Source organism: Streptomyces sp. NPDC098789 (assembly GCF_044759975.1).
Classification (GTDB): Bacteria; Actinomycetota; Actinomycetes; order Streptomycetales; family Streptomycetaceae; genus Streptomyces.
This window is the reverse complement of the sequence record NZ_JBIWAJ010000004.1, coordinates 465,004-489,800: the sequence shown is the minus strand read 5'-3', so window position 1 is coordinate 489,800 and position 24,797 is coordinate 465,004. Positions and strand designations below refer to the sequence as shown.

Here is a 24,797-nt window from a genome sequence, read left to right as displayed (position 1 = left end):
GCAGGCGCCTGGCACAGGGTCTGTTCACCCGGGGAGCATGGGGCCACAGGCCCTCCCGCGCTCCCGCACCCGCTCCGGTTCCCCCGAACGGGCGATGTGTGGACCGTAGAGGTTTGAGCCAGAGATCGACGGTGTCCGATCAGGTGGCGGTCAATTCCCAAAAGGTATTTGTCGGTTTCGATCAATGTGGGCGGACGGGGCTCCTGGTGTGTTTGGTGTGTGACGAAGAACGGACCGCCAATTTCCGCTTTTGCTCGCTCGGTTGGGCAATGATCAGTACATTCGGCTCGGACAGCTGTCCGAGACCGCGGACACCGATGGACTACACTTGGAGACCCCGATGGAGCGACCCGCCTGGGCCCCGCCGGGCATCGACATATCGGTGCCGAGCGTGTCCCGCATCTACGATTACTACCTGGGCGGCTCCCACAATTTCGAGGTCGACCGCCAAGCGGCCCGCCGGGCCATGGAATTCATCCCCGGGCTTCCCAAGATCATGCAGGCGAACCGGGCATTCATGCGCCGCGCCGTCCGGTACGCGGTCGACCAGGGCGTCACCCAGTTCCTGGACATCGGGTCCGGCATCCCCACCTTCGGCAACGTCCACGAGATCGCCCGGGCCGCGAGCCCCGAGGCCCACGTCGTGTACGTCGACCACGACCCGGTGGCCGTCGCGCACAGCCAGGCCGTCCTGGCCGGCACCGAAGGCACCGGCATCGCCGCCGCCGATCTGCGCAAGCCGGCGGACATCCTGGCGAGCCCCGAGGTGACCCGGCTGCTCGACCTGGACCGGCCGGTGGCCCTGCTGCTGGTCGCGGTCCTGCACTTCCTGGAGGACGCCGACGAGCCGTACGCCGCGGTGGCCGAGCTGCGCGACGCGCTGGCCCCCGGCAGCCTGCTGGTCCTCACGCACGCCTCCTACGAGGGCGTACCGCTCGCGGAGGAGGTCGCCGGCGGCGCCGTCGGCGTGTACCGGGACATCCGCAACCCGCTGGTCATGCGCAGCGGCGCGGAGATCGGCCGGTTCTTCGACGGGTTCGACTGGGTGGAACCGGGGCTGGTCTCGATGCCCGAGTGGCGGCCGGAGGGCCCGCAGGACGGCGAGGTACAGGAAGACCCGTACGCCTTCTCGGGCTTCGCGGGCGTGGGACGCAAGGCGTGAGACTCCCGGCACAGACGGCGGGGGACGCGGGCGCGATGGGCGCCGGAAAGACCGCGAAGGGCGTCCCCGCGCCCGGAGCCGTCCCGCCGGCCGCGCGCACGGCCCCCGCGGGCACGGCGCGGACCGGCACGGCACGGACCGGCACGGCCCCTGCGGGCACGGCAGGAGCGGGCACTGCAGGAGCGGGCACGGCACCGGCGGGCCCCGTGGCGGCCGGGCTGCCCGCCGACCCGGACGACCGGATCGGACGGTTCGCGACGATCTGGAGCCGGGCCATCTTCCCGGTGACCGCCACCTCGCTGACCCGGGTGGAGTTCGAACGCCACCTCGTGCCCCTCGCGCGCACCCTGGCCGAGGCCCTGCACGCCCGTCCCTTCGACGCGTCGGTCGGTCAGCGGGTCGGCGCGGAACTCGTGGCCGTGCACTGCACCGACCCGGAGGCCCTCGCGGGCACCCTCGGCGTGGTCGAGGCCTATCTCGTGCTGTACTGCGGCCCGGGCGGCGGCGGGGCGGACGAGTCCGAGGAGTACCGGGCCCGGTGCGCCCGTCTCCAGCACGGGATCGCGGCGGGCTTCGCCCGCGAGCTGCGGGAGCGCACGCTCAGGGAGCAGGAGGCCATCGCCCGCTCCGCGCTGACCGCCCGGATCGACGCCCAGCAGGCCCTGCACGCCAGCGAGGCGCGCTTCCGAGCGGTCTTCGAGGGCGCTGCCATCGGCATCGGCATCGCCGACCTCCAGGGCAACGTCATCGAGGTCAACGACACCTTGCTCCAGATGTTCGGCGGCCTCGAAGGGCACGTCCGGGGCCGCAACGTCAACGAGTGGAGCCATCCCGACGACACCCCGCACGTGTGGCGGATGTACGGGGAACTCGTGCGCGGCGAGCGCGAGCACTACCGCGTGGAGAAGCCGTACTACCGGCACGACGGGACCGTGCTGTGGACCAACCTGACGGTGTCCCTGCTGCGCGACGCCGAGGGCACCCCGCAGTACCAGCTGGCCCTGATGGAGGACACCACCGAGCGGCGGCTGCTGAACCTGCGGCTGCGCTACGAGGCCACCCACGACGCGCTGACCGGCCTGCCCAACCGGACCCTGTTCTTCGAACGGCTGGAGAAGGCCCTGAGCGGGGCCGGCGGCAGCCGCTTCGGGCTGTGCTACCTCGACCTTGACGGCTTCAAGACCGTCAACGACAGCCTCGGCCACTCGGCGGGCGACCGGCTGCTGGTGGAGGTCGCGGACCGGCTGCAGAGCTGCGCCACCGGTCCCGGCGAGGTCGTGGCCCGGCTCGGCGGTGACGAGTTCGTGGCGCTGACCACCGGGCCCGAGACCGAGGAGGAGGTGACGGACCTGGCGATGCGGATCCTCTCCGCCCTCGCCACCCCGATCCGCCTGGAGGGCCGCGAGCTGACGGTCCGGGGCAGCATCGGCATCGTCGAGGGCCCGGCGGGCTCGCGGACCGCGGCCGAGGTGCTGCGCAGCGCCGACATCACGATGTACCGGGCGAAGGCGGCCGGCGGCAACCGCTTCGAGTTCGCCGACGAGGAGGCCGACGCCCGGGCGATCACCCGCCACGGTCTGACCAACGCGCTCCCCGCGGCCCTGGAGCGCGGCGAGTTCTTCATCGAGTACCAGCCGCTGGTGCACATGCACGACGGCAGCGTGCACGGCGCCGAGGCGCTGGTGCGCTGGTCGCACCCGCAGTACGGGGTGCTCGGCCCCGACCGCTTCATCCCGCTCGCCGAACGGACCGGCCTGATCGTGCCGCTCGGTCGCTGGGTCCTGGAGGAGGCGGTCCGCCAGGCCCGCAAGTGGCAGCGCGAGTACGGTGACTCGGCCCTGCGGATCAACGTGAACCTCTCGCCGACCCAGCTCCACCACCCGGGCCTGGTCGCCGACACGGTGGCGGTGCTGGAGAACTCCGGGCTGGCGCCGGGCGCGCTGTGCCTGGAGGTCACCGAATCGGCCCTGATCGGGGCCGACGACGAACTCCTCGAACCGCTGCGACGACTCGCCGCCCTCGGCGTCGACATCGCGCTCGACGACTTCGGCACCGGCTACTCGAACCTGGCGAACCTGCGCCGCCTCCCGGTGAGCGTCCTGAAACTGGACCGCTCCTTCACGCAGGGCATGCAGCAGGAGCCGGCGAACCCGGTCGATGTGAAGATCGTGGAGGGGATCGTCGCCCTGGCCCACAGCCTCGAACTCGCCGTGACGGTGGAGGGCGTCGAGACCGGTGCCCAAGCGGCCCAGCTCCGCGCGCTGGGCTGTGACACGGCCCAGGGGTGGTACTACGCCCGGCCCGGCGCCCCGGACCGGATCCACACCCTGTCCCTCTGCGACGCCGTACCCACTCCCTGATCTCGCTGCCCCTGCCCGACACCTGAGGCGAGGTCGGGCGGGGCGTACGGGGTGCACGGGGTGCACACGGCATACGGGGCTCACGGGGTTCAGTTGAGGGCGGCTTCGATGCCCCGGCCGGGCTCGCGGACCGCCTCGCGGACGCGGTCGTGGCGGGCGGAGGTGTCGGCCAGCAAGTGGGCGGCGGCCGGCAGCCGTTCGGCTTCGTAGGCCTCCAGTATCCGCTCGTCGCCGGATCCCGCCAGCGCCTCGGCCAGGATCCGCCCGAGGGTGGCCGCGTCCTGGATGCCGGTGTTCATGCCCAGCCCGCCCGCGATCGGGTGCACGTGGGCCGCGTCTCCTGCCAGGAAGCAACGTCCCTGCCGCATCCGGTCGGCCATCCGCACGTTGACCCGCCAGGTCGAGAGCCAGGTCGCCTCGGTGAGCCGGATCCCCGGCATCCGTGCGTGCTGGTCGAACAGCCGCTGGAAGCCCTCCAAGGAGGGGGCCAGGCGTTGTCCCTGCTCGTCCGTCTCCGGTGATGCCTGGAGCTGGAACGTCTCGGTTCCCGGTATCGGGCAGAGCATCATGGCGCCGCCGTCGGAGGTGAACCACTGGTGCCAGTACTCACGGCTCAGACCCTGTGCCGTCACGTCCCCGACGACCATCGCCTCCTCGTCGGAGGTGCGCCCCTCGAAGGAGATGCCGAGCTGCTTCCGGATGGTGCTGCGGCCGCCGTCGCAGCCGGCGAGGTAGGCGGCCCGCAGGGTCCGCCCGTCGGCGAGGGTCACCCGCACCCCGGTGGCGTCCTGGTCCACGGCCTTCACCTCGGCGTCGTACTCGACATCGACACCGAGCTCGGCCAGTCGGTCGCGCAGGATCTCCTCGATCTGCCACTGACCCATGAAGAGGGCGGTGGCGTCGCGGGGTGTGTCGTTGATGTACTCCCCGTCGAAGTACTTGCGGAAGGTCAGGCCCGCGCTGCCCGTCGAGGTCATCCGCTCGGCCACCCCGAGCGTCTCGAAGACCTCCAGGCTGGTGGGGTGGAGCGCCTTGCCCCGGGACTCGCGGTGGGGTGCGGAGCGCTGGTCGATCACCCGGACCCGGGCCCCGCGGCGGACCAGGTCACAGGCGAGGGTGAGGCCGGTCGGCCCGGAACCCACGATCAGGACATCCGTCAGTACCTCGGCCAGCACGTCAGTGGTCGGTGCCTCGGTCAGTGCGTCGTTCATCAGAAGTCCTTTGCTCTGTAGCGGCATCGGCGCCGCCGGGGCGGTCGCTGTCGTCGTCTTGGTTCCAGTGAAGCGCCTCCACGAAGAAAAAGCAACCGGGTCACAAAAATAACCAGGTTGTGAAATCTGTGCTAGCTTGGTGGCATGGACAACACGAGTGCCCCCCCAACCACCGGGCTGCGAGAGGCGAAGAAGCAGCGCACGCGGCAGCAGCTCGCCGCGACCGCGCTGGAGCTCTTCCTGGAGCGCGGCTTCGACGCGGTATCGGTCGCGGACATCGCGGCCGCCGCCGAGGTCTCCAAGCCCACCCTCTTCCGGTACTACCCGAGCAAGGAGGACCTGCTGCTGGACCGCTTCGCCGACCACCAGGACGAAGCGGCGCGCGTCGTGCGGGAGCGACCGGCCGGACAGACGCCGGTCGAAGCCTTGCGCGACCACTTCATCGCCGCCCTCGCCGCAAACGATCCGATCACCGGCCTCTGCGACCACCCGAACGTGGTCGTCTTCCAACGACTGCTCTACTCGACCGCCAGCCTCAAGTCCCGCCTGGCCCACTACACCGAACGCGAGGTGGACCTGCTCGCCGCGGTGCTGGAAGCGGAAGCGGAAGCGGAGGCAGCGGCAGGGGTGGAGGCGGAGGCGGCTGCGAGTGTGGACCCCGATGCGGCGGGGTCCGGGGCGAGGGCCCAACTGCTGCCGGCCAGGCTCGCCGCCCTGTACCTGGTGACAGCCCGCCATGAACTGGGGCGGGCGAACTGGCTCCGCATGGACGCCGGGCAGAGTGCCGCCGAGGCACATGCTGCCGCTGTGGCCGATGCCGACACGGCCTTCGCCATGCTGGGCGAGGGGCTGAACCGGACCCTGCCCGCCCGGGCCCGGCCCACGTCATCAGAGGCCTCGACCACGGACTCGGCCCCGATATCCACCACGCCCGGAGCCGGCCAGGAGGTCAGCGGCTGAAGGAGTGGTCGGGGCAGGAGGTCGTCGGGGCGTGAGGTCGGCGAGTCAGTAGGCCACGGTGATCCGCCGCTCGGGGCCGTCGATCCGGACGAGGCCGCCGTAGGGGATCACCACCTGTGGATCCGTGTGCCCCAGGTCCACGTCGAAGACGGCCATCATGTCCGGGGCGTAGGTCTTGAGCGCCCGCAGCACGGCCTCCCGCTGCTCCTCGGCGTAACGGAGCCGCTCCTCGGGGTCGTTCGGCCGGTCGAAGGACCACGCCTTCGGGCGCCCCATCATCAGTGCGGAGAAGCGGGCGAGCAGCCCCCGCTCACCCAAGCCGCGCAGCATCCGGAACACCTCCTGCGCCTGAGGCATCTCCTCGGACGTCTCCAGGAACAGCACGCCGCCCTCGGCCGCGTCCTGCGCGGTCGCGACCTCCCGGTCGGCCATCAGGAGCCAGGAGAGGACCTCCAGGTTGCCGCCCCACGCGCGTCCCTCGGCCACCCGGTCGGGGCGGTGCCAGATCCACCCACCCCCGTCGCGCGCGTCGGGCGCGGAGTCGAAGGTCGCGGGATCGGCCCAGTCGCGGTCGGTGTCCCGGAAGCGTTCGGCGGGCCGGATCTCGTAGGGGCCCGAGGAGAAGAGGGCGGCGCGGATCGAAGCGGCGGTCATCGGGTGGAGCGCGTACGGCCGCCCGAGCTCGGTCATCACGCAGGCGCCGTGGTAGGCCACGATGCCCAGGTTCCGCAGGAACAACAGGAGACAGGTGTTGTCGCTGAAGCCGAAGAACGGCTTCGGGTGCGAGCGGATCAACTCCCGGTCCAGCAGCGGCAGGACGGTGAGCTGGTCGTCGCCGCCGATGCTCGCCATCACCGCCTTGACCGTCGGGTCGGCGAAGGCGGCATGGATGTCGTCGGCGCGTTCCCGGGGCGTGGATCCCATCTTCCGGGTCGCCGGATACTCCACCGGCTCCAGTGCGAAGTCCTCCCGCAGCCGCGCCAGCCCCAACTCGTAGGGAAGCGGAAGGATCCCCGGCAGGCCGGAGGAAGGGGAGATGACCGCGATGCGGTCGCCCGGCACGGGCTTGGGGGGATAGGAAGGAGCGCTCATGTGGGGACAGTACGGGTGTCGTCCAGCCCCCGGCAGCCCGATTTCCGCTGCTCAGCCGGCTGCCCGGCCCCCTCTGCTCAGCCCTCTGCTCAGTCCGCTGCTCAGCTTCTTGCTCAGCCCCTTGCCGAGGCTCACGCACAGCCCCTTGCCGAGGCTCACGCCCAGCCCGAGGGCCAGGCTCACACCCAGCCCAGCCCCTTGCTCAGCCCACCAGGATCCGCTTCAACTCGCGGGCCGCGCGCGGCGGGGCCACGTCCGTGCGGTGGGCCAGGGCGATCGTGCGGCGCAGTGGCGAACCCGCCAGGGGAGTCGTGCGCAGCCCGTGCCCCGCGTGGTCGACCACCATCGCCGGGACCACCGCGAGCCCGAGCCCGGCCCGGACGAAGCCGAGGACGGCGTCCATCTCGCCCCCCTCCACCGTGAACACCGGCTCGAAGCCCTCGGCCCGGCAGGCGGTCACCGTCAGTTCCCGCAGGTCGTAGCCGTGCCGGAACATCACCATCGGCTGCTCGCGCAGGTCCCGGATGTGCAGCGGACCGCCGTCGCCCGGCGGCGGGAGCTCCGCCGAGGAGATCACCACGAGGTCCTCGGTCAGCAGCTCCACGGTCGTGAGCGCCGGCGCCGACGGTGGCAACGGCAGCGTGACCAGGGCCAGATCCAGGGCCCCCCGCGCCAGCTCGCGCACCAGGTCCAGCGACCCGCTCTCCTCGATCATCAGCTCGATCCCCGGGTGCGCGGTGTGGAAGGCGCGCAGGACGTCCGGCAGCAGGCCCGTGCACACGCTCGGCGTGGCCCCCAGCCGCACCCGCCCGCGCCGCAGCTGCGCCAGTTCCTGCACTTCCAGGCGGGCCGTGTCCGCGTCGGCCAGGATCCGCCGCGCCAGCGGCAGCAGGGTCTCGCCCGCGTCCGTCAGCGTGATGTTCCCCCGTGCCCGGCTGAAGAGCTCGGCGCCCAGCTCCCGCTCCAGCGCCTTGATCTGCTGGGAGAGCGACGGCTGGGCGACGTGCACCCGCTCCGCCGCCCGGGTGAAGTGCTTGGTCTCGGCGACGGCCACGAAATACACGAGTTGCTGGAATTGCATCGTCCCAGCTTAGACCACCTGATAGTCACGTCCTATCAAGATGAGCCTCATCATGTCTTGGACCTTTGGGGCCCTTGGTCCCTAACGTCTGGACCCATGGCTCTGGCAACGCGGACGGGCCGACGGCCGTCCACCACGCGAACGCTCTGGGACTCCACCGTCGGCAAGAAGACCGTCATGGCGGTGTCCGGGTTGATCATGCTCGGCTACCTCGTGGTCCACATGTTCGGCAACCTGAAGATCTTCTTCGGGGCCGCTGAGTTCAACGGCTACGCGGCCTGGCTGCGCCACATGGGCGCGCCGGTCCTGCACAGTCACTGGGGGCTGTGGATCGCGAGGATCGCCCTGGTCGCCGCCGTCGTCGCGCACGCCGTCTCCGCCTACCAGCTGAGCCGCCGCGACATCAAGGCGCGCCCCGTCAAGTACGCCCACAAGCGGCGGCGGGCCAGCTACGCCACCCGCACCATGCGGTGGGGCGGAGTGATCCTCGGGCTGTTCATCATCTGGCACATCCTCGACCTGACCACCCTGACGGTCAACGAGCGGGCGCTGGAGGGGCATCCGTACGAGAACGTCGTGGCGACCTTCTCCACCTGGTACGGCAACGTCATCTACATCACCGCGATGACCGCCCTCGCCCTCCACGTCCGGCACGGCTTCTGGAGCGCGGCCCAGACCCTCGGCGCGGGCAACGCCCGCCGCGACCGGACGCTCAAGGCCCTGGCCGACCTGCTGGCCCTCGTCCTCTTCGTGGGATTCGTCTCGGTCCCCGTCGCCGTCATGACCGGATTGGTGGGCTGACCATGAGCGCGAACACCTACGCCGACTACCGCACCGGCGAGCCGATCGCCGACGCCAAGGCCCCCGGGGGTCCGGTCGCCGACCGTTGGGACCGCCGCCGCTTCGAGGCCAAGCTGGTCAATCCGGCCAACCGCCGCAAGCACACCGTCATCGTCGTCGGTACCGGCCTCGCCGGCGGCGCGGCCGGCGCCACCCTCGCCGAACAGGGCTACCACGTCGTCCAGTTCTGCTTCTCCGACTCCCCGCGCCGGGCCCACTCCATCGCCGCGCAGGGCGGCATCAACGCCGCCAAGAACTACCGCAACGACGGCGACTCCGTGCACCGGCTGTTCTACGACACGGTCAAGGGCGGCGACTTCCGCGCCCGCGAGTCCAACGTGCACCGTCTCGCCCAGATCTCCGTGGAGATCATCGACCAGTGCGTGGCCCAGGGCGTCCCCTTCGCCCGCGAGTACGGCGGCCTCCTCGACACCCGCTCCTTCGGCGGGGTCCAGGTCTCCCGGACGTTCTACGCCCGCGGCCAGACCGGCCAGCAGCTGCTGCTCGGCGCCTACCAGGCCCTCTCCCGGCAGATCGCCGCCGGCAACATCGAGATGCACGCGCGCACGGAGATGCTCGACCTCGTCGTGGTGGACGGCACGGCGCGCGGCATCGTGGCCCGCGACCTGATCACCGGGAAGATCTCGACCCACTTCGCCGACGCCGTCGTCCTGGCGACCGGCGGCTACGGGAACGTCTTCTACCTCTCCACCAACGCCATGAACTCCAACGCGACCGCGATCTGGCGGGCCCACCGCCGCGGTGCGCACTTCGCCAACCCCTGCTTCACCCAGATCCACCCGACCTGCATCCCGCGCACCGGCGACCACCAGTCCAAGCTGACCCTGATGAGCGAGTCGCTGCGCAACGACGGCCGGATCTGGGTGCCCAAGGCCCACGGGGACACCCGCCCCGCCGCCCGGATCCCCGAGGAGGAGCGCGACTACTACCTGGAGCGGATCTACCCCTCCTTCGGCAACCTCGTGCCCCGTGACATCGCCTCCCGCGCCGCGAAGAACGTCTGCGACGAGGGGCGGGGCGTGGGCCCGGGCGGTCAGGGCGTCTACCTCGACTTCGCCGACGCCATCCGCCGCATGGGCAAGGACAAGGTGGCCGAGAAGTACGGCAACCTCTTCGAGATGTACGAGCGGATCACCGCGGAGAACCCCTACGAGGTCCCCATGCGGATCTATCCCGCCGTGCACTACACGATGGGCGGCCTCTGGGTCGACTACGACCTGGCGACGACCGTCCCCGGACTCTTCGCGATCGGCGAGGCCAACTTCTCCGACCACGGCGCCAACCGGCTCGGTGCCTCCGCCCTCATGCAGGGCCTGGCCGACGGCTACTTCGTCCTGCCGTCCACGATCAGCGACTACCTCGCCCGCCATCCCCGTACCGAGGCCCTCGACGACACCCACCCCGAGGCCGTGTCCGCCGTGCGGGAGACCGAGGCCCGCATCGCGCGGCTCATCGCGGTCGACGGCGACCGCACCCCCGACTCCTTCCACCGCGAGATCGGTGAGCTGATGTGGGAGTACTGCGGCATGGCCCGCACCGAGGAGGGGCTGCGCAAGGCGCTCGACCGCCTTCCGGAGATCCGGGAGGAGTTCTGGCGGCGGGTCAAGGTACCGGGCAGCGGCGAGCAGTTCAACCAGACCCTGGAGAAGGCCAACCGGGTCGTCGACTACCTGGAGTTGGCCGAGCTGATGTGCCTCGACGCCCTGCACCGGGCCGAGTCCTGCGGCGGGCACTTCCGCGTCGAGTCCCAGACCCCGGACGGCGAGGCCGAGCGTCGTGACGAGGAGTTCTCCTACGCCGCGGCCTGGGAGTTCACCGGGACCGCCGCCGCCCCCGTCCTGCACAAGGAACAACTCGCCTTCGAGTACGTCCACCCCACCCAGCGGAGCTACGCATGAAGCTCACCCTGCGCGTCTGGCGCCAGCAGCACGCCGACGCCCCCGGCGCCATGAAGGCCTACGAGGTCGACGGCATCTCGAAGGACATGTCCTTCCTGGAGATGCTCGACACCCTCAACGAGGACCTGATCCTGCGCGGTGAGGACCCGGTCGCCTTCGACCACGACTGCCGCGAGGGCATCTGCGGTGCGTGCAGCCTGGTCATCAACGGCGACGCACACGGACCGGAGCGCACCACCACCTGCCAGCTGCACATGCGGTCCTTCGCCGACGGCGACACCATCGACGTCGAACCCTGGCGGGCCGCGGCCTTCCCGGTGGTCCGCGACCTGGTCGTGGACCGCAGCGCCTTCGACCGGATCATCCAGGCGGGCGGTTACATCACCGCGCCGACGGGAGCCGCGCCCGAGGCGCACGCCACGGCGGTGCCCAAGCCCGTCGCCGACCACGCCTTCGAGAACGCCGAGTGCATCGGCTGCGGCGCCTGCGTGGCGGCCTGCCCGAACGGTTCCGCGATGCTCTTCACCGCGGCCAAGGTCAACCACCTCAACGTGCTGCCGCAGGGCTCCCCGGAGCGGGAGACCCGGGTGTTGGACATGGTGGCCCGGATGGACGGCGAGGGGTTCGGCGGCTGTACGCTGACCGGCGAGTGCGCCACCGCCTGCCCCAAGGGCATCCCGCTCCCGTCGATCGCGGCGATGAACAAGGAATGGCTCCGGGCCGTCCGCAAGGGCGGTCACTAAAGTCGTTCATCGGGGTCGGGCGGACATGCGGCGCCGGGCTTTTCCGGAGGTGTTTCGGGAAAGTCCGGTTTTGTCGAAGGGTCGGTGCGGGATTCCTGTGCGGGGCCTGTGACCTGCATTGACTTGTACGGAACGCCAAAGGTCCAAGGTCCTGTTCAACATTCAGCCATCTCGGCTTATTGTGATGTTGACCTGGGCGGAACCGCCGTTCACGGCCGAGGGAAAACACGACCGCGACCCCCGAGGTGTGAGCATGAGCGGCTTCCGCAGGCGCCTGCGCTGGACCGGCCTGCACCGACTCGTCCGCGTCCTGCGCCCGTCCGCCCGCGTCCCGAAGCAACCGGGTCGCACGGAGCGCGAACGCCTCGACGGTGCGGCGCAGGCCCCGCGCCCGCCCGACCGCGAGGAGGAGCTGCTCGCCGTCCTCGCCCCGAGCGAGGGCGCCGTCCGCTACCGGGGGCGACTGGCCCTCGTACGGGACGACCTGCTGCCCGCCGACATGCGCGCTGTGAACCTCCGGGCCGCGGCCGAAGCCCTCGAAACCGCGGGCATCGACTACGGACTGGTCCCCGACGGCGGCCTGCTGCACCGGGTCGCCCTCGCCCCCGGCACGCGCACCTCCGCGCTGGCGGCGTGCGCGCGGGCCTTCGCGGGCCGGCCCGTCTACGCCGAACTGCTCGGCGACGGCGGAACGCTGGGCGTAACCCTCGCCGAGGCCCTCCCCGCGGCCGTCGCCGCCAAGGAGGCGGAGCGCCGCCACGACGCGGCCCCGGACGACGAGGATCCGCACCACAAGGTCAAGGGCGTGCGCCTGCACCAGCCCGTGGTGACCTCCGGCCGGACCCTCTACCTCGGCGCCGACCACGGCTGCGACCTGGAGTTCTGGGACCCTCCGGCGTCCGGATCGGGCGGGATCGCCTCGCTGCGCGACACCCCCTTCGGCTGGTGGGTGCCCTCCCTCGCCGCCACCCTGACCCGACGCGTCGGCGACCGCGAGTACCCCGTCGTGGACGCCCTCGCGCGGCGCTTCCCCGACGACATCGACTTCCCGATCGACGCCGTGGTCACCTGGGTGGACGCCGCCGACCCGGTCTGGCGCCGCCGCAGGGACCGCACCAAGGCCGAGTACGAGCAGGACATGGCGGCCGACGGCTCCGGGGCCGGCGGCTCGGCGGGCGTTCCCGCCGTCGACGACGCGGACCACCGCTACCGGGACCGCGGCGAGCTGCGCTACTGCCTGCGCTCCATCGCGGCCCACGCCCCCTGGATCCGGCGGATCTTCCTCGTCACCGACGACCAGGTGCCCGACTGGCTCGCCACCGACCATCCGCAGGTCACCGTCGTCTCCCACCGCGAGCTCTTCGCCGACCCCGGCGCGCTGCCGGTCTTCAACTCGCACGCCATCGAGACGCAACTGCACCGCATACCCGGTCTCGCCGAGCACTTCCTCTACTTCAACGACGACATCTTCCTCGGCCGTCCCCAGCGGCCCCAGGGCTACTTCCTCCCCTCCGGGCTGCCCCGGGTCTTCCACGACACCCGGGCCGTCCCGCCCAGCTCGCCGGAGACCCACGACGACGTGTTCACCGCCTCGCAGCGGGCCACGCGCCGCGCCGTCGAGGAGGTCGCCCAGCGCACCTACCCGCGCATCCTGGCCCACGCGCCGTACCCGATGCGCCGCTCCCTCTTCGCCCGGCTGGAGGAACGGCTCCCCGGCCGGCTCGCGGCCACCAGCCGCTCCGCCTTCCGTAGCGCCACCGACCTCGCCCCGATCACCCTGGCGGCGCACCTCGCGCTCGCCGAGGGCCGGGCCGTCGAAGGCGAGCTGACCCTCGCCTACGTCTCCACCGACCGCTCGCAGGAGATCGAACGGCTGCCGGAGCTGGTCCACGACCGGCGCACCGACGCCTTCTGCCTCGCCGACGACTGCGGGACGGAGCTGTCGCCGGACGAACAGCACCGGGCGGTCACCGCCTTCCTGGAGGCGTACTTTCCGGTCCTCTCCCCCTACGAGAAGTCCGCGCCCGTGCCCGCGGCCGAGGGGCAGCGGGCCCCCGAGCCTGCGCCGATCGGCTGACCTCGGCGGCCCGCACCGTGCCGTGTCCCTGACCGCGCACGGTCATGGGTGACAGTGTTCGGCATGGCAGAAGCACCCGAAATCGCCCGCAGCGGACCGCGGCGCCGGACCGTGCTCGCCGCACTGGCCCCGATCGCCCCGCTGGCCCTGGTCGGCTGCGCCGCCGAGGAGCGGCCGCCCGCCCCCGCACCGGGGCCGCAGCCGCCCGCCAAGGACGCCCTGGTCATGGTGATCCGGCACGCCGAGAAGCCGTACGCGGGCGACACCGGCGAGGACGACGAGGGCAACGACGACGCCGGCTCCCTGGCCGTGCGCGGCCGCCGCCGGGCCGAGGCCCTGCCGCAGCTCTTCGCGCCCACCCCGGGCGCCCTCCTGCCCCGGCCCACGGTGATCTTCGCGGGCGGCGCCGCCCGGTCCCGCCAGACCGTCGCCCCGCTGGCCGAGGCACTGCGCACGCCGGTACGGGCCGACCTCGCCGTCGGCCGCGAAGCGGACCTGGCCCGCGCCGTGCTCGCCGCCCGCGCCCCCGTCCTCGTCTGCTGGGAACACACGGGCGTCCCGCGGCTGGTCAGCGCACTCGGCGCCGACTAGGTGCTCGGGATCCCGGCGGGCTGGCCCGACCGCTACGACCTCGTGTGGCTGCTGGCCCGCCGCCAGGGCCGCTGGAGCTTCCGCGAGCTCCCGCAGCACCTGCTCACCGGAGACGCATAGCCCGCGCCAGGTAGCCGGCCGTGAGGCCCTCCCCGGACCGGGCCACCCGGGCCGGCGGGCCGGCCGCCACCACCCGGCCACCCTCCGCACCACCGCCCGGGCCCAGGTCGAGCACCCAGTCCGCGCCCGCCACCACCGCCATGTCGTGCTCCACGACCACCACCGAGTGCCCGGCGTCCACCAGTCCGTGCAGCCGGTCCAGCAGCACCTCCACATCGGCCGGGTGCAGTCCGGTCGTCGGCTCGTCCAGCAGGTACAGGGTGTGGTCGCGGCGCACCCGTTGCAGCTCGTTCGCCAGTTTGATCCGCTGTGCCTCGCCCCCCGAGAGCTCCGTCGCGGGCTGTCCGAGCCGCAGGTAGCCCAGGCCGATGTCGGTGAGCGCGCGCAGCGCGCGGTCCGCCGCCGGCACCTCGGCGAAGAACGCGGCCGCCGCCTCCACGGTCAGCTCCAGCACCTCGGCGATGTTCAGGCCCGCGTGGCGCACCTGGAGGGTCTCGTCGTTGTACCGGGCGCCCGCACACAGCGGACAGGGGGCGTAGGTGCTGGGCAGGAAGAGGAGCTCCACCGAGACGAAGCCCTCGCCCTGGCAGGTCTCGCAGCGCCCGCCCGCCACGTTGAAGGAGAACCGGCCCGCCTTCCAGCCGCGCGCCCGGGCCTCGGGGGTGGCCGTGAAGAGTGCGCGGACCGCGTCGAACAGGCCGGTGTAGGTCGCCAGGTTGGACCGCGGGGTCCGGCCGATCGGCTTCTGGTCCACCTCCACCAGCCGCCGGACCGGGAACCCCGGCCCGGCCGCCGCGATCCGCTCCCGCACCGTCTCGGCCAGTACCTGGCCCACCAGCGTGGACTTGCCCGATCCGGAGACCCCGGTGACCGCCGTGAACACGCCCAGCGGGAACGCGGCCGACAGGTCCCGCAGGTTGTGCCGGGTGACCCCGGACAGTCGCACCTCACCGGTCGCCGTCCGCGGCGCCCGCTCGGCCCGCCCCCCGGCCCCCGCGCTCCCCGGCGCGGGGTGCAGGAACCGGGCCGTGGCCGAATCGGGCACCCCGGCCAGGTCCTTCGGCGGCCCGCTGTACAGCACCCGGCCGCCGTGCTCCCCGGCCCGCGGCCCGACGTCCACGAGCCAGTCCGCGTGGCGCACCACGTCCAGGTGGTGTTCCACGACGAAGACGGTGTTCCCCGCCTCCTTCAACCGGTCCAGCACGCCGAGCAGTGCCTCCGTGTCGGCCGGGTGCAGCCCGGCCGACGGCTCGTCCAGGACGTACACCACGCCGAACAGCCCGGACCGCAGCTGCGTCGCCAGGCGGAGCCGTTGCAACTCGCCCGCCGACAGGGTCGGCGCCGTCCGGTCCAGGCTCAGGTACCCCAGGCCCAGTTCGGTCACCGCGCCGATCCGCGCCCGCAGGTCCGCGGCCAGCACCCGGGCCGCCTCACCGGTCGGGGGAGCGCAGGCCAGTACGGCGTCCAGCTCGGTCAGCGCCAGCGCCGCGAGCTCCGCGATCGTCCGGCCCGCGAAGGTCACGGCGAGCGCCTCGGGGCGCAGCCTGCTGCCCGCGCAGACGGGGCAGGGGGAATCGGCGAGGAACTTCTCGGCCCGCGCCCGCAGGGTGGCGCTCTTCGTGGAGCCGAAGGTCCTCATCACGTAGTGCCGCGCGCTCATGTACGTGCCCTGGTAGGGCCGCTGGATCCGGTCGGCGTCCCGCACCGGGTGCACGGTCACCACCGGCTGCTCCTCGGTGAACAGGATCCACTCGCGGTCCCGCGCCGGCAGCTCCCGCCAGGGACGGTCCACGTCGTGGCCCAGCACCTCCAGGATGTCCCGCAGGTTCTTGCCCTGCCAGGCCCCCGGCCAGGCGGCGACGGCGCCCTGGCGGATCGACAGGCCCGGATCGGGCACCAGGAGTTCCTCGCTGGTGCGGTGGACCCGGCCGAGCCCGTGGCAGGAGGGACAGGCGCCGGCGGCCGTGTTGGGCGAGAAGGCGTCCGAGTCCAGCGGGGGCGCGCCCGGCGGATAGGTCCCGGCCCTGGAGTACAGCATCCGCAGGGAGTTCGACAGCAGGGTCACGGTCCCGACGGAGGAGCGGGTGCCCGGCGTGGAGCGCCGCTGCTCCAGCGAGACGGCCGGCGGCAGACCGGTCACCGAGTCCACCTTCGGCGCGCCGATCTGGTGGATGAGCCGACGGGCGTAGGGCGCCACGGATTCGAAGTACCGGCGCTGCGCCTCGGCGTAGAGGGTGCCGAAGGCGAGCGAACTCTTTCCGGATCCGGAGACCCCGGTGAAAACGGTCAGGGCGTCGCGGGGGACGTCCACGTCGACCCCGCGCAGATTGTGTTCCCGGGCGCCCCGCACGCGGACGAAGGAATCACGGGCGGGGGGATCGGTCGACTGGCGCATTCATCACATTTTACGGGGTCCGGGTCACCGCGCCGGGCGCCGGGACACCCGTTAGGGGGACTTACTTCGCCGGGGCCACTGGCTACGCTCGTCCCTGAATCCACCCGCATGCAATTGCATATGGGATGGAGGGAGTGTCGGATATGGGATTTCGGGAAGAGGTGACCCGTGGGGTTCGAGAACGGCATGGCGGCGGACGGCATCACATCGGTGCGCTGGGTGAAGAGCAGCGCGAGCAGTGGAATCGGGAACTGCGTGGAGGTGGCGGCCTTGCCGGGAGGCGAGTTCGCGGTGCGCAATTCGAGGTTCCCGGGCGGTCCCGCACTGGTCTTCACCCAGGACGAGATGACGGCGTTCGTGGCGGGCGCGGGCGCGGGGGAGTTCGATCACCTGCACGGAGCGAGTGCCTAGGGTAAATTCCTGGCCAATGCTTGATGAAACGGGCATGCGAGATCCAGACTGGGCCGCTGATGGCGCATTTCAGTCAGCAAGGAGCTCGCATGCCCGGTCGTCCGCGACCACGGCGCGGGGCCACCGCCCCCCCGTCCCCCGGTCCGTCCCCCGCCGTGGCCCCCGCCGAACGCGGTCCCGCATCGCGGTTGTTGGGCGAACGACTGCGGAGACTCCGGGAGGACCAGAAGATGTCCCTCGTGGACGCCGCGGCCCTCATCCGGGGGTCCGCGTCCAAGCTGAGCAGACTGGAGCGGGGGGAGAGCCCGCCCAAGACCAACGACGTCTGGGACCTGGTGCGCCACTACGGCCTGCCCGCGACCGAGTACGACGAGATCCACGAACTCCTCGGCCAGGTGCGGCTGGAGGGCCGTGCCCGCAAGTACGAGGACCTGACGCCGGACTTCCTGCGCAGGCTCATCTCGCTGGAGGCGCAGGCGAAACGGATCTGCGCGTACGAGACCCACGTGGTCCCCGGATTGCTCCAGACCAAGGAGTACGCCGAGGTGCTGGTGGGCCAGGCCACGGAAGCGGACCCGGTGGAGATCAGCCGGCACGTCCGGGTCCGCGAGGAGCGCCAGCGGCTGCTGCACCGCCCGCACCGCCCCGAACTCATCATGATCCTGGACGAGAGCGTCCTGTACCGGCCCGTCGGCGGACCCCGGGTGATGTGCGACCAGATGCGGCACCTGAGGAGCTTCGCCTCCGACGGATCCACCGACGCGCACATCCGGATCCTGCGCTTCGACCACGAACAGGTCGGCACGGCCCCCGGATTCCCCGTCACCCACCTGCAGTTCGTCGACGGCGGGCCGGCCGAGCTGGTGTACGTCGAGCAGTTGGAGAGCGCGGACTACGTGACGGCCCCCGCCCGCGTCCGGCGCTACCGCGAGGTCATGGACCACCTGATGGAGCGCGCCCTGCCGTGGCGGGAGAGCGTCGACTTCCTCGACGAGCGGATCCGGGACTACGCGCGGCAGTCGCAGCCGGTGGAACCGGCCCCGGCCGGAGCCTGATTCAGGGTATCCGCCCCACCCCGCCCCACGCGATCAGGTCCGTGGCGCGGGGGAGCGACGGCCGGACCGGATCCGGACGCCAGTCGGTGACGTCCCCCAAGCCGGGGTCCATGATCTCCATCCCGTGCAGGAAGCCGCGGACCTCGTGCTCCTCGCGCACGCGGCCCCATCTCCCCTGCGTGGCCCCCCTGATGAGGGAGGTGACCTGTTCGCGGACCTCGGGACAGCGGCTGGTGTACTGGCACACGACCAGGAAACTGCCGGGCGCCAGGCGCTCCTTGACCCGTTCCAGCATGGGGACGACGTCCTCGTCGGGCAGGCACTGGGAGACGGCCACGAACAGGGCGGCCGTGGGCTCGTCGGGCCGGACGAGCCCGCGCACCTGGGCAGAGTCGAAGATGGCTGCGGTGTCCCGGACGTCGGCGGCGACCACGGCGGTCCACGGGTTCTCGACCAGCCGGGCCCGGGCGTGGGCCAGGACCAGCGGATCGTTGTCGATGTAGACCACGCGCGCCTCGGGGGCGACGGCCCCGGCGACCTCGTGCACGTTGTCACGGGCGGGCAGGCCGCAGCCGTGCTCCATGAACTGCCGCACCCCGTAGTCCCGGGCCAGCACCCGGACCGCGCGGCGCAGGAAGGACCTGCTGGCGAGGGCCAGGGTGCGGGACCCGGGTGCGATGCCGATCAGGTCGTCACAGACCTTCTGGTCCACGGGATGGTTGTCGACCCCCCCGAGCAACCGGTCGTAGATCCGCGCGACGCTCGGCGTGCGCACACCGTGGTGCATCCGTCCCCCTCAACCCTTGCCAGGAGTTGTTCCGGTCACAACTGACCATGTTAGAGAGGATGCGGGGCCCGCGCCGTCACCTGAAGGTGTTGATTCCGGGGCGCGCGGGGGCAGGGGTCGCGCGGGATCGAGTCCGGCGGTCCCGTGGGACCGCCGGAGCGGCGGCGCTCAGGGTGCTCGGCGCCGGGCGCGCTCCCGGCGCTCGCGCCGGATCCTGCGGACCCGGCGTTCCCGCGCGACCCACAGGCCGATCGCGAAGAGGAGCGCCACCAGGGTCAGCGCGAAGCCCACGACGTCGAGGGTCGCGGAACCGCCCCACCGGTACAGGAGCAGGGCGACGAGCAGGCAGAGGGGGACGAGGACCGTGGCCAGCACGAGGCGCAGGAGGGTTTGCCTGCCGGAGGGCTGCGGGATACTGCGCTTACGGTGCACCGGGTTCCATGCGAGGACCCCCCGGCGTAGCGGGTTGAGCAAGGTGATTCCTTTTCCCTTCGCTTGACGGACGGCCCTGGGCGCGCCAACGCTCGGGGCCGTCCTGCTGTGGTGAATGCGGAGCCGAATCTACCGTCTCCTCAACGGAAGTGACGTCCCGGCAGAACGTGCAAGGGCGCCCCTCATGGGAATTCGAATCTCCCTATGATCGGTCCACCGTTGTCAATCCGGCCGATACGGCCTGGCCCGGGTCCTGCGGGCGGCGAAAGGGGCTTTGCGCAGCGGAGGTTCGGGTGCGGCGAAGGGTCGGGAAGTGCCGCGCAAGTTCACTCTCAGGAATGAAGATCGAATATCCTGGGCGACGCCGGTCCATTGCGCGCCGACGGAATCGCCCGTGCGTATGCAACGCGCTACAAGGGCGGAATTCGCGGAGGTGAAGGTTCCCCGGTCCCGGTCCCGGTCCCGGTCCCGTTCGCTGTCGGTGCCCGCGCCTAGGCTGGCCCGCATGAGTGATCACGCCACCCGCCGCCCCCTGGCCGTCTTCGACATCGACGGGACCCTCGCCGACACCGCGCACCGCCAGCACTTCCTGGAGGGCCGCCCCCGGGACTGGGACGGCTTCTTCGGCGCGGCGCAGGACGACCCGCCGCTCGCGCGGGGCGTGGCGCTGGCGGTCGAGAGCGGCGCCGACTGCGAGGTGGTGTACCTGACCGGTCGGCCCGAGCGGTGCCGGGCGGACACCCTGGAGTGGCTGGCGCGGCACGGGCTGCCCGAGGGGCGGGTGTGGATGCGCGGGAACCAGGACCGGCGTCCGGCGCGGACGACCAAGCTGGAGGTGCTGCGCCGGATCGCCCGGGGCCGGGAGGTGCGCATGCTCGTGGACGACGACGAGCTGGTGTGCCAGGCGGTGCGCGCGGCGGGGTTCCGCGTCGTGCGGGCCGACTGGGCGGCGGACGCGCCGGAGCTGCGCGAGGCGCAGGAGGGCGAGGGGCGTACCTGATCGGGCCGGGGGCCCGGCTCAGTCCTCGCCGTCGAGGCGGAAGCCCACCTTGAGCGCCACCTGGAAGTGCGCGACCTCGCCGTTCTCGATGTGTCCGCGCACCTGGGAGACCTCGAACCAGTCGAGGTTGCGCAGGGTCTGGCCCGCGCGGGCGATGCCGTTGCGGATGGCCTGGTCGATGCTCTCGGTGGAGGTGCCGACGATCTCGGTCACCCGGTAGGTGTGGTTGGACATGGGGCTCTCCCGAGGGTGGGGACTGGTGCCTCGTTCCACGGTGCCCCAGTACGTCCCGGTCCGCGAGGCGGAGACGGTGGCCGGGCGGTGCGCGGGGGCGGCGCGGGGGTCCGTACGGCCCGGATGCGGCGTTCCTGTGAACCCATTGTGTGCGCCAGGTGGAGGAGTCGTACCGGTTCGTCGCTTTTGCGCAGAGAATCCAGAGCCCGAGCCCCTTGACCCGCCCATTGGTCCATGCCAATTTCAAGCCATCTGAGATCAACCCCCCAGAAGGTGACCTTCGTGAAAATGCGTTTCCTCGCCGTGTGCACGGCCTTGGTGGCCGCCACCGCGCTGACCGGCTGCAGCGTGCTCGGCGAATCGGACGGCGGGCCCCAGAAGGTCACCCTGTGGCTCATGAAGGGCAGTGCCTCGGACGACTTCATCAAGAAGTTCACCGACTCCTACGAGAAGGACCACCCCGGGATCGACCTCGACGTCAAGATCCAGGAGTGGACGGGCATCGGCGACAAGGTCAACGGCGTCCTGAAGGGCAAGGGCAAGGAGAAGGCCGACGTCATCGAGGTCGGCAACACCCAGGTCGCGCAGTACATCGAGACCGGTGGCCTGTCCGAAGTCACCCTGGAAGGGCTGCGCGAGTGGGGCAGCAAGGACTGGCTCAAGGGCCTCGCGGACCCCGGTAGCGTCGGCGGCGCCCAGTACGGCGTCCCCTGGTACGCGGCCAACCGGGTGGTGATCTACAACAAGGACATGTTCGCGAGCGCCGGGCTCAAGACGCCGCCCAAGAGCCGCGGGGAGTGGATCTCCGCCACCCAGAAGCTCGACAAGGGCGCCCAGCAGGGCATCTACCTGCCGGGGCAGAACTGGTACGTGCTGTCCGGGTTCATCTGGGACGAGGGCGGCGACCTGGCCGTGGAGACCGGCGGCCAGTGGGTCGGCACCCTCGACACCAACGAGGCGCTCGCCGGCATGGACTTCTACAAGCAGCTCCAGGCACTCGGCGACGGCCCCAAGAGCTCCGACGAGGAGACCCCCTCGCAGGCCGAGGTCTTCGCGCGCGGCCAGATCGCGCAGATCATCGCCCCGCCCGGGCAGGCCGCACAGATCGAGGAGCTCAACCCGGCGCTCAAGGGCAAGCTCGGCTTCTTCTCGATACCCGGGAAGACCACCGAGAAGCCGGGCGCCGTCTTCACCGGCGGCTCCGACCTGATCATTCCCGACCACACCGCCGACCGGAAGGCCGCCGTGGACGTGATCTCGGCCCTGGTCAGCGAGAAGTGGCAGACCGAGCTGGCGCGCGAGATGAGCTACGTGCCCAACAAGACCACGCTCGCGCACGTCGTCGAGGGCAACGACGGCGCCACCGCGATGGCCCCCGGAGCCGCCCAGGGCCGGGCCACCCCGAAGTCCGCGCGCTGGGCCGAGGTCGAGGCCAAGAACCCCATCAAGCCCTACATGACGGCCGTCCTGTCCGGACAGGACGCCAAGGAAGCGGCCAGGACCGCCTCCGAGGCCATCAGCAAGGTCCTCAGCTCCGACCGCTGAGTTCAGCGTTCGCACATCCGGGTGCCGCCGCTCGGTCATGTCGAATCCAGTCGGTCACGGAAGAAGTAGGGGAGACGGGCCGATACGCCGCCGGCCCGGCTCCCGCTTCCGGACCAGGAGCCGTCATGACCATCGCCCCCCTTTCCCCCGTCGACCTCACCAGCCTCCCCGCGGCCCCGCGCCCCGTGGCCCCGCGCCCCGCACCCGCGCAGGGCGCCCCCACCCACCCCGCGCCCCGCTACGCCGTCCGCCTGGCCCGTGACGAGAACGAGGTCCGCGCCGCCCAGCGGCTGCGCCACCAGGTCTTCGCGGGCGAGCTCGGTGCCCGCCTCGACGGCCCCGAGCCGGGGCTCGACGCCGACGCCTTCGACGCCTACTGCGACCACCTCCTCGTCGTCGAGGAGGAGACCGAACAGGTCGTCGGCACCTACCGGCTGCTCCCCCCGGAGCGCGCCGCGATCGCGGGGCGGCTCTACTCCGAGGGCGAGTTCGACCTCTCCGCGCTCGCGCCCATCCGCCCCGACCTCGTCGAGGTCGGCCGCTCCTGCGTCCACCCCGACCACCGCAACGGCGCCGTCATCGCGCTGATCTGGGCCGGGCTGGCCCGCTACATGGACCGCTCCGGGCACAACTGGTTGGCCGGCTGCTGCTCCGTCCCGCTCGCCGACGGCGGGGTCCTGGCGGCCGCCACCCGCGAGAGCGTCCTCGCCCGCAACCCGGCCCCGCAGGAGTACCGGGTCACCCCGCACCGCCCGTGGAGCCCCGAGGGCATCGCCTTCCCCGACCGCGTCGAGCTGCCGCCGCTGCTGCGGGGATACCTGCGGCTGGGGGCCTGGGTGTGCGGGGAGCCCGCCTTCGACGCCGAGTTCGGCGTCGCCGACCTGTACGTCCTGCTCTCGCTGCGCCGCACCAACCCGCGCTACCTGCGGCACTTCCTCGCGCTCGCCCCCGGCGCATGAGCGCCTGGCTGCCCACCTCGCCCTGCACCCCCGACACCTGCGCCGCCCACCACGGACCGGTGGCGGGCGCCGTGCGCGCGGCGGCGCGCCTGGCCACCGCCGTGCTGGTGCTGCTGCTCGGCATCCTGGCCGCGCCGGCCCTGCGGCCGCTGCCCGCCGGGGCCCGCGGGGCGCTCGTACGGGCCTGGGCGCGCGGGTTCGTCCGGTCCTTCGGCATCCGGATCACCGTCCACGGCAACCCCGGGCCCGAGGGGGCCCGGCTCGTCGTCCCCAACCACATCTCCTGGCTGGACATCCCGCTGGTGGTGGCCGCGCTGCCCTCCCGGATGCTGGCCAAGAGCGAGGTCCGGCGGTGGCCGGTGCTGGGCCGGCTCGCCACCGGCGCCGGGACCCTCTTCATCGAACGCGAGCGGATCCGGGCCCTGCCGGACACCGTGGGTGCGCTCGCCGCAGCCCTACGGTCCGGGGACCGGGTGACCGTCTTCCCCGAGGGGAGCACCTGGTGCGGCCGCGGCCAGGGGCCCTTCCGCCGGGCGGCCTTCCAGGCGGCGCTGGACGCGGGGGCCGCCGTACAGCCCGTCCGGATCGCCTACCGGCTGGCCGACGGTCAGCTCGCGGGGGCGCCCGCCTTCGTCGGGGACGATCCGCTCACCGCCTCGCTGTGGCGGATCGCCCGGTCCCGCGGCGTACGGGCCGAGCTCACCCTGCTGCCGCGGATCCCGCCGGGCCGCCACGCGGACCGGCGGGAACTCGCCGCGGCGGCTCAGGCGGCCGTCACGTCCGCGCCGGCTCCGCTCGGCGCAGTCCCGACCCCGCGCCGCGCGCCCTCGCGCACGTCAGCGTCCTCCGTCGCCGCGGCGGCCGCGGCGACGGACAGCGACAGCGCGAACCGGCCCTCCCGGTCGGCCCACCACTGGGTCAGTTCGAGCCCCGCGGAGGCCAGCTCGTCGCGCACGCCCTCCTGACGGAACTTCGCGGAGACCTCGGTGAGGATCTCCTCGCCGGCCGCGAACGGCACCACGAGATCCAGGGCCCGGATCTTCACCAGGGCGTCCGTCCGGGCCCGCAGCCGCATCTCCATCCACTCCTGCTCCCGGTTCCACACCGCCACGTGCGCGAAATCGGCGGTGTGGAAATCGGCGCCCAACTCCCGGTCGATGACGGCCAGGACGTTCCGGTTGAACTCGGCCGTCACGCCCCGCGCGTCGTCGTACGCCGCGACCAGCACCGCCTCGTCCTTCACGAGGTCGGTCCCCATCAGCAGCGCGTCCCCGGGCGAGAGCATCGCCCGGACGGACGCCAGGAAGGCGGCCCGCTCGGCCGGCCGCAGGTTTCCGATCGTCCCGCCCAGGAACACCACGAGCCGGGGCCCGGGCGTCGGCGGGAGCGCCAACGGGCGGGTGAAGTCCGCCACCAGCGCGTGGACCCGCAGCCCGGGCCGGTCCGAGAGCAGCACGTCGGCCGCGCCCCGCAGGGCGCTCTCGCTCACGTCCACCGGGATGTAGGTGTCCAGCGCGGGCAGCGCCTCGATCAGGTGCCGGGTCTTCTCCGAGGACCCGGACCCCAGCTCCACCAGCGTGCGCGCGCCACTGACCGCCGCGATCTCCCCGGCCCGCTCCAGCAGGATCTCCCGCTCGGCGCGCGTCGGGTAGTACTCGGGCAACCGGGTGATCTCCTCGAAGAGTTCGCTGCCCCGAGCGTCGTAGAACCACTTGGGCGGCAGTGATTTGGGCGAGCCGGTCAGCCCCTCGCGCACATCGGTGCGCAGTGCCGCCTCCGCCGCGTTCTCGTCGAGGGTCCGGGTCAACCGGAAGTCGCCCATG

General features: G+C 72.1%; 21 protein-coding genes and 1 pseudogene. 14 read left to right on the top strand and 8 right to left on the bottom strand.

Annotation, left to right across the window (positions count from 1 at the left end):
- Positions 1–340: 340 nt before the first annotated feature.
- Both ACIQWR_RS12320 and ACIQWR_RS12315 read left to right on the top strand, forming a co-directional pair.
- Entirely contained in the window at positions 341–1,162 is an 822-nt protein-coding gene (locus ACIQWR_RS12320) for an SAM-dependent methyltransferase (RefSeq protein ID WP_404007312.1), read from the top strand.
- Entirely contained in the window at positions 1,159–3,522 is a 2,364-nt protein-coding gene (locus ACIQWR_RS12315; RefSeq protein WP_404007308.1) for a putative bifunctional diguanylate cyclase/phosphodiesterase, read from the top strand. Before ACIQWR_RS12320 ends, ACIQWR_RS12315 begins: the two co-directional genes overlap by 4 nt.
- A gap of 89 nt (positions 3,523–3,611) precedes the next feature.
- Here the strand turns inward: ACIQWR_RS12315 and ACIQWR_RS12310 are convergent, their stop codons facing one another.
- A complete protein-coding gene (locus ACIQWR_RS12310) occupies positions 3,612–4,733 on the bottom strand; it encodes an FAD-dependent monooxygenase (RefSeq protein ID WP_404007305.1) in 1,122 nt (373 codons plus the stop codon).
- 144 nt (positions 4,734–4,877) lie between these two features.
- On the opposite strand from ACIQWR_RS12310, the gene ACIQWR_RS12305 reads away from it, so the two are divergent.
- A complete protein-coding gene (locus ACIQWR_RS12305) occupies positions 4,878–5,693 on the top strand; it encodes a TetR/AcrR family transcriptional regulator (protein ID WP_404007302.1) in 816 nt (271 codons plus the stop codon).
- A gap of 45 nt (positions 5,694–5,738) precedes the next feature.
- Here ACIQWR_RS12305 and ACIQWR_RS12300 read toward each other — a convergent pair whose 3' ends face one another.
- A complete protein-coding gene (locus ACIQWR_RS12300) occupies positions 5,739–6,785 on the bottom strand; it encodes a S66 peptidase family protein (protein WP_404007299.1) in 1,047 nt (348 codons plus the stop codon).
- 202 nt (positions 6,786–6,987) lie between these two features.
- Positions 6,988–7,866 carry a LysR family transcriptional regulator gene (locus ACIQWR_RS12295; protein WP_385780341.1) on the bottom strand — a complete coding sequence of 293 codons (879 nt, stop codon included), beginning with the start codon at positions 7,864–7,866 and terminating at the stop codon, positions 6,988–6,990.
- Between the two features lie 96 nt (positions 7,867–7,962).
- Between ACIQWR_RS12295 and ACIQWR_RS12290 the strand changes: the two genes are divergently transcribed.
- The 5 genes from ACIQWR_RS12290 (at position 7,963) to ACIQWR_RS12270 (ending at position 14,036) form a co-directional block, all read left to right on the top strand.
- On the top strand, positions 7,963–8,667 hold the full coding sequence (locus tag ACIQWR_RS12290; protein WP_404007296.1) for a succinate dehydrogenase cytochrome b subunit: 705 nt from the start codon (positions 7,963–7,965) through the stop codon (positions 8,665–8,667).
- 2 nt (positions 8,668–8,669) lie between these two features.
- Positions 8,670–10,625: a fumarate reductase/succinate dehydrogenase flavoprotein subunit gene (locus tag ACIQWR_RS12285; RefSeq protein WP_404007293.1), complete on the top strand. Its 1,956-nt coding sequence runs from the start codon at positions 8,670–8,672 to the stop codon at positions 10,623–10,625.
- The gene (locus ACIQWR_RS12280) at positions 10,622–11,368 is read left to right on the top strand and encodes a succinate dehydrogenase/fumarate reductase iron-sulfur subunit (protein ID WP_385780349.1); all 747 of its coding nucleotides are present in this window, start codon (positions 10,622–10,624) and stop codon (positions 11,366–11,368) included. The genes ACIQWR_RS12285 and ACIQWR_RS12280 overlap by 4 nt, the downstream gene beginning before the upstream one ends.
- Before the next feature lie 253 nt (positions 11,369–11,621).
- Positions 11,622–13,445, top strand: coding sequence for a stealth conserved region 3 domain-containing protein (locus ACIQWR_RS12275; RefSeq protein ID WP_404007290.1), 1,824 nt, complete (start codon positions 11,622–11,624; stop codon positions 13,443–13,445).
- Between the two features lie 63 nt (positions 13,446–13,508).
- Positions 13,509–14,036 carry a hypothetical protein gene (locus tag ACIQWR_RS12270; RefSeq protein WP_404007288.1) on the top strand — a complete coding sequence of 176 codons (528 nt, stop codon included), beginning with the start codon at positions 13,509–13,511 and terminating at the stop codon, positions 14,034–14,036.
- A 103-nt stretch (positions 14,037–14,139) separates the two neighbouring features.
- Here ACIQWR_RS12270 and ACIQWR_RS12265 read toward each other — a convergent pair whose 3' ends face one another.
- Positions 14,140–16,551, bottom strand: coding sequence for an ABC transporter (locus ACIQWR_RS12265; RefSeq protein ID WP_404007286.1), 2,412 nt, complete (start codon positions 16,549–16,551; stop codon positions 14,140–14,142).
- Between the two features lie 186 nt (positions 16,552–16,737).
- On the opposite strand from ACIQWR_RS12265, the gene ACIQWR_RS12260 reads away from it, so the two are divergent.
- Both ACIQWR_RS12260 and ACIQWR_RS12255 read left to right on the top strand, forming a co-directional pair.
- On the top strand, positions 16,738–16,962 hold the full coding sequence (locus ACIQWR_RS12260; protein ID WP_385780511.1) for a DUF397 domain-containing protein: 225 nt from the start codon (positions 16,738–16,740) through the stop codon (positions 16,960–16,962).
- Between the two features lie 23 nt (positions 16,963–16,985).
- Positions 16,986–18,017: a helix-turn-helix transcriptional regulator gene (locus ACIQWR_RS12255; protein ID WP_404007283.1), complete on the top strand. Its 1,032-nt coding sequence runs from the start codon at positions 16,986–16,988 to the stop codon at positions 18,015–18,017.
- Position 18,018: 1 nt separating this feature from the next.
- On the opposite strand, the gene ACIQWR_RS12250 is transcribed toward ACIQWR_RS12255, so the two are convergent.
- Both ACIQWR_RS12250 and ACIQWR_RS12245 read right to left on the bottom strand, forming a co-directional pair.
- A complete protein-coding gene (locus ACIQWR_RS12250; protein WP_404007281.1) occupies positions 18,019–18,804 on the bottom strand; it encodes an SAM-dependent methyltransferase in 786 nt (261 codons plus the stop codon).
- Positions 18,805–18,972: 168 nt separating this feature from the next.
- Positions 18,973–19,236, bottom strand: a complete 264-nt coding sequence (locus ACIQWR_RS12245) for a hypothetical protein (RefSeq protein WP_404007278.1) — start codon at positions 19,234–19,236, stop codon at positions 18,973–18,975.
- Positions 19,237–19,741: 505 nt separating this feature from the next.
- Between ACIQWR_RS12245 and ACIQWR_RS12240 the strand changes: the two genes are divergently transcribed.
- Positions 19,742–20,236: a hypothetical protein gene (locus ACIQWR_RS12240; protein ID WP_385780367.1), complete on the top strand. Its 495-nt coding sequence runs from the start codon at positions 19,742–19,744 to the stop codon at positions 20,234–20,236.
- A gap of 18 nt (positions 20,237–20,254) precedes the next feature.
- On the opposite strand, the gene ACIQWR_RS12235 is transcribed toward ACIQWR_RS12240, so the two are convergent.
- Positions 20,255–20,470: a dodecin gene (locus tag ACIQWR_RS12235; RefSeq protein WP_399256716.1), complete on the bottom strand. Its 216-nt coding sequence runs from the start codon at positions 20,468–20,470 to the stop codon at positions 20,255–20,257.
- 282 nt (positions 20,471–20,752) lie between these two features.
- Here ACIQWR_RS12235 and ACIQWR_RS12230 point away from each other — a divergent pair, with 282 nt between their 5' ends.
- The 3 genes and pseudogenes from ACIQWR_RS12230 to ACIQWR_RS12220 all read left to right on the top strand — a co-directional run.
- Positions 20,753–22,015, top strand: a complete 1,263-nt coding sequence (locus ACIQWR_RS12230) for an extracellular solute-binding protein (RefSeq protein ID WP_404007275.1) — start codon at positions 20,753–20,755, stop codon at positions 22,013–22,015.
- Between the two features lie 125 nt (positions 22,016–22,140).
- On the top strand, positions 22,141–22,974 hold the full coding sequence (locus ACIQWR_RS12225) for a GNAT family N-acetyltransferase (RefSeq protein ID WP_404007273.1): 834 nt from the start codon (positions 22,141–22,143) through the stop codon (positions 22,972–22,974).
- Positions 22,971–23,501, top strand: a pseudogene (locus ACIQWR_RS12220) (lysophospholipid acyltransferase family protein); the annotation flags it as partial. The gene ACIQWR_RS12225 and the pseudogene ACIQWR_RS12220, both read left to right, overlap by 4 nt.
- A gap of 236 nt (positions 23,502–23,737) precedes the next feature.
- Here the strand turns inward: ACIQWR_RS12220 and egtD are convergent.
- Positions 23,738–24,796: an L-histidine N(alpha)-methyltransferase gene (egtD, locus tag ACIQWR_RS12215; RefSeq protein ID WP_404007522.1), complete on the bottom strand. Its 1,059-nt coding sequence runs from the start codon at positions 24,794–24,796 to the stop codon at positions 23,738–23,740.
- Position 24,797 lies beyond the last annotated feature (1 nt).

Bases quoted from the DNA above. Each gene is read 5' to 3' on its own strand.
- ACIQWR_RS12320 (WP_404007312.1), top strand. From the start codon at position 341: ATGGAGCGACCCGCCTGGGCCCCGCCGGGCATCGACATATCGGTGCCG.
- ACIQWR_RS12310 (WP_404007305.1), bottom strand. From the start codon at position 4,733: ATGAACGACGCACTGACCGAGGCACCGACCACTGACGTGCTGGCCGAG.
- ACIQWR_RS12305 (WP_404007302.1), top strand. From the start codon at position 4,878: ATGGACAACACGAGTGCCCCCCCAACCACCGGGCTGCGAGAGGCGAAG.
- ACIQWR_RS12300 (WP_404007299.1), bottom strand. From the start codon at position 6,785: ATGAGCGCTCCTTCCTATCCCCCCAAGCCCGTGCCGGGCGACCGCATC.
- ACIQWR_RS12295 (WP_385780341.1), bottom strand. From the start codon at position 7,866: ATGCAATTCCAGCAACTCGTGTATTTCGTGGCCGTCGCCGAGACCAAG.
- ACIQWR_RS12290 (WP_404007296.1), top strand. From the start codon at position 7,963: ATGGCTCTGGCAACGCGGACGGGCCGACGGCCGTCCACCACGCGAACG.
- ACIQWR_RS12285 (WP_404007293.1), top strand. From the start codon at position 8,670: ATGAGCGCGAACACCTACGCCGACTACCGCACCGGCGAGCCGATCGCC.
- ACIQWR_RS12280 (WP_385780349.1), top strand. From the start codon at position 10,622: ATGAAGCTCACCCTGCGCGTCTGGCGCCAGCAGCACGCCGACGCCCCC.
- ACIQWR_RS12275 (WP_404007290.1), top strand. From the start codon at position 11,622: ATGAGCGGCTTCCGCAGGCGCCTGCGCTGGACCGGCCTGCACCGACTC.
- ACIQWR_RS12270 (WP_404007288.1), top strand. From the start codon at position 13,509: ATGGCAGAAGCACCCGAAATCGCCCGCAGCGGACCGCGGCGCCGGACC.
- ACIQWR_RS12265 (WP_404007286.1), bottom strand. From the start codon at position 16,551: ATGCGCCAGTCGACCGATCCCCCCGCCCGTGATTCCTTCGTCCGCGTG.
- ACIQWR_RS12260 (WP_385780511.1), top strand. From the start codon at position 16,738: ATGGCGGCGGACGGCATCACATCGGTGCGCTGGGTGAAGAGCAGCGCG.
- ACIQWR_RS12255 (WP_404007283.1), top strand. From the start codon at position 16,986: ATGAAACGGGCATGCGAGATCCAGACTGGGCCGCTGATGGCGCATTTC.
- ACIQWR_RS12250 (WP_404007281.1), bottom strand. From the start codon at position 18,804: ATGCACCACGGTGTGCGCACGCCGAGCGTCGCGCGGATCTACGACCGG.
- ACIQWR_RS12240 (WP_385780367.1), top strand. From the start codon at position 19,742: ATGAGTGATCACGCCACCCGCCGCCCCCTGGCCGTCTTCGACATCGAC.
- ACIQWR_RS12235 (WP_399256716.1), bottom strand. From the start codon at position 20,470: ATGTCCAACCACACCTACCGGGTGACCGAGATCGTCGGCACCTCCACC.
- ACIQWR_RS12225 (WP_404007273.1), top strand. From the start codon at position 22,141: ATGACCATCGCCCCCCTTTCCCCCGTCGACCTCACCAGCCTCCCCGCG.
- egtD (WP_404007522.1), bottom strand. From the start codon at position 24,796: ATGGGCGACTTCCGGTTGACCCGGACCCTCGACGAGAACGCGGCGGAG.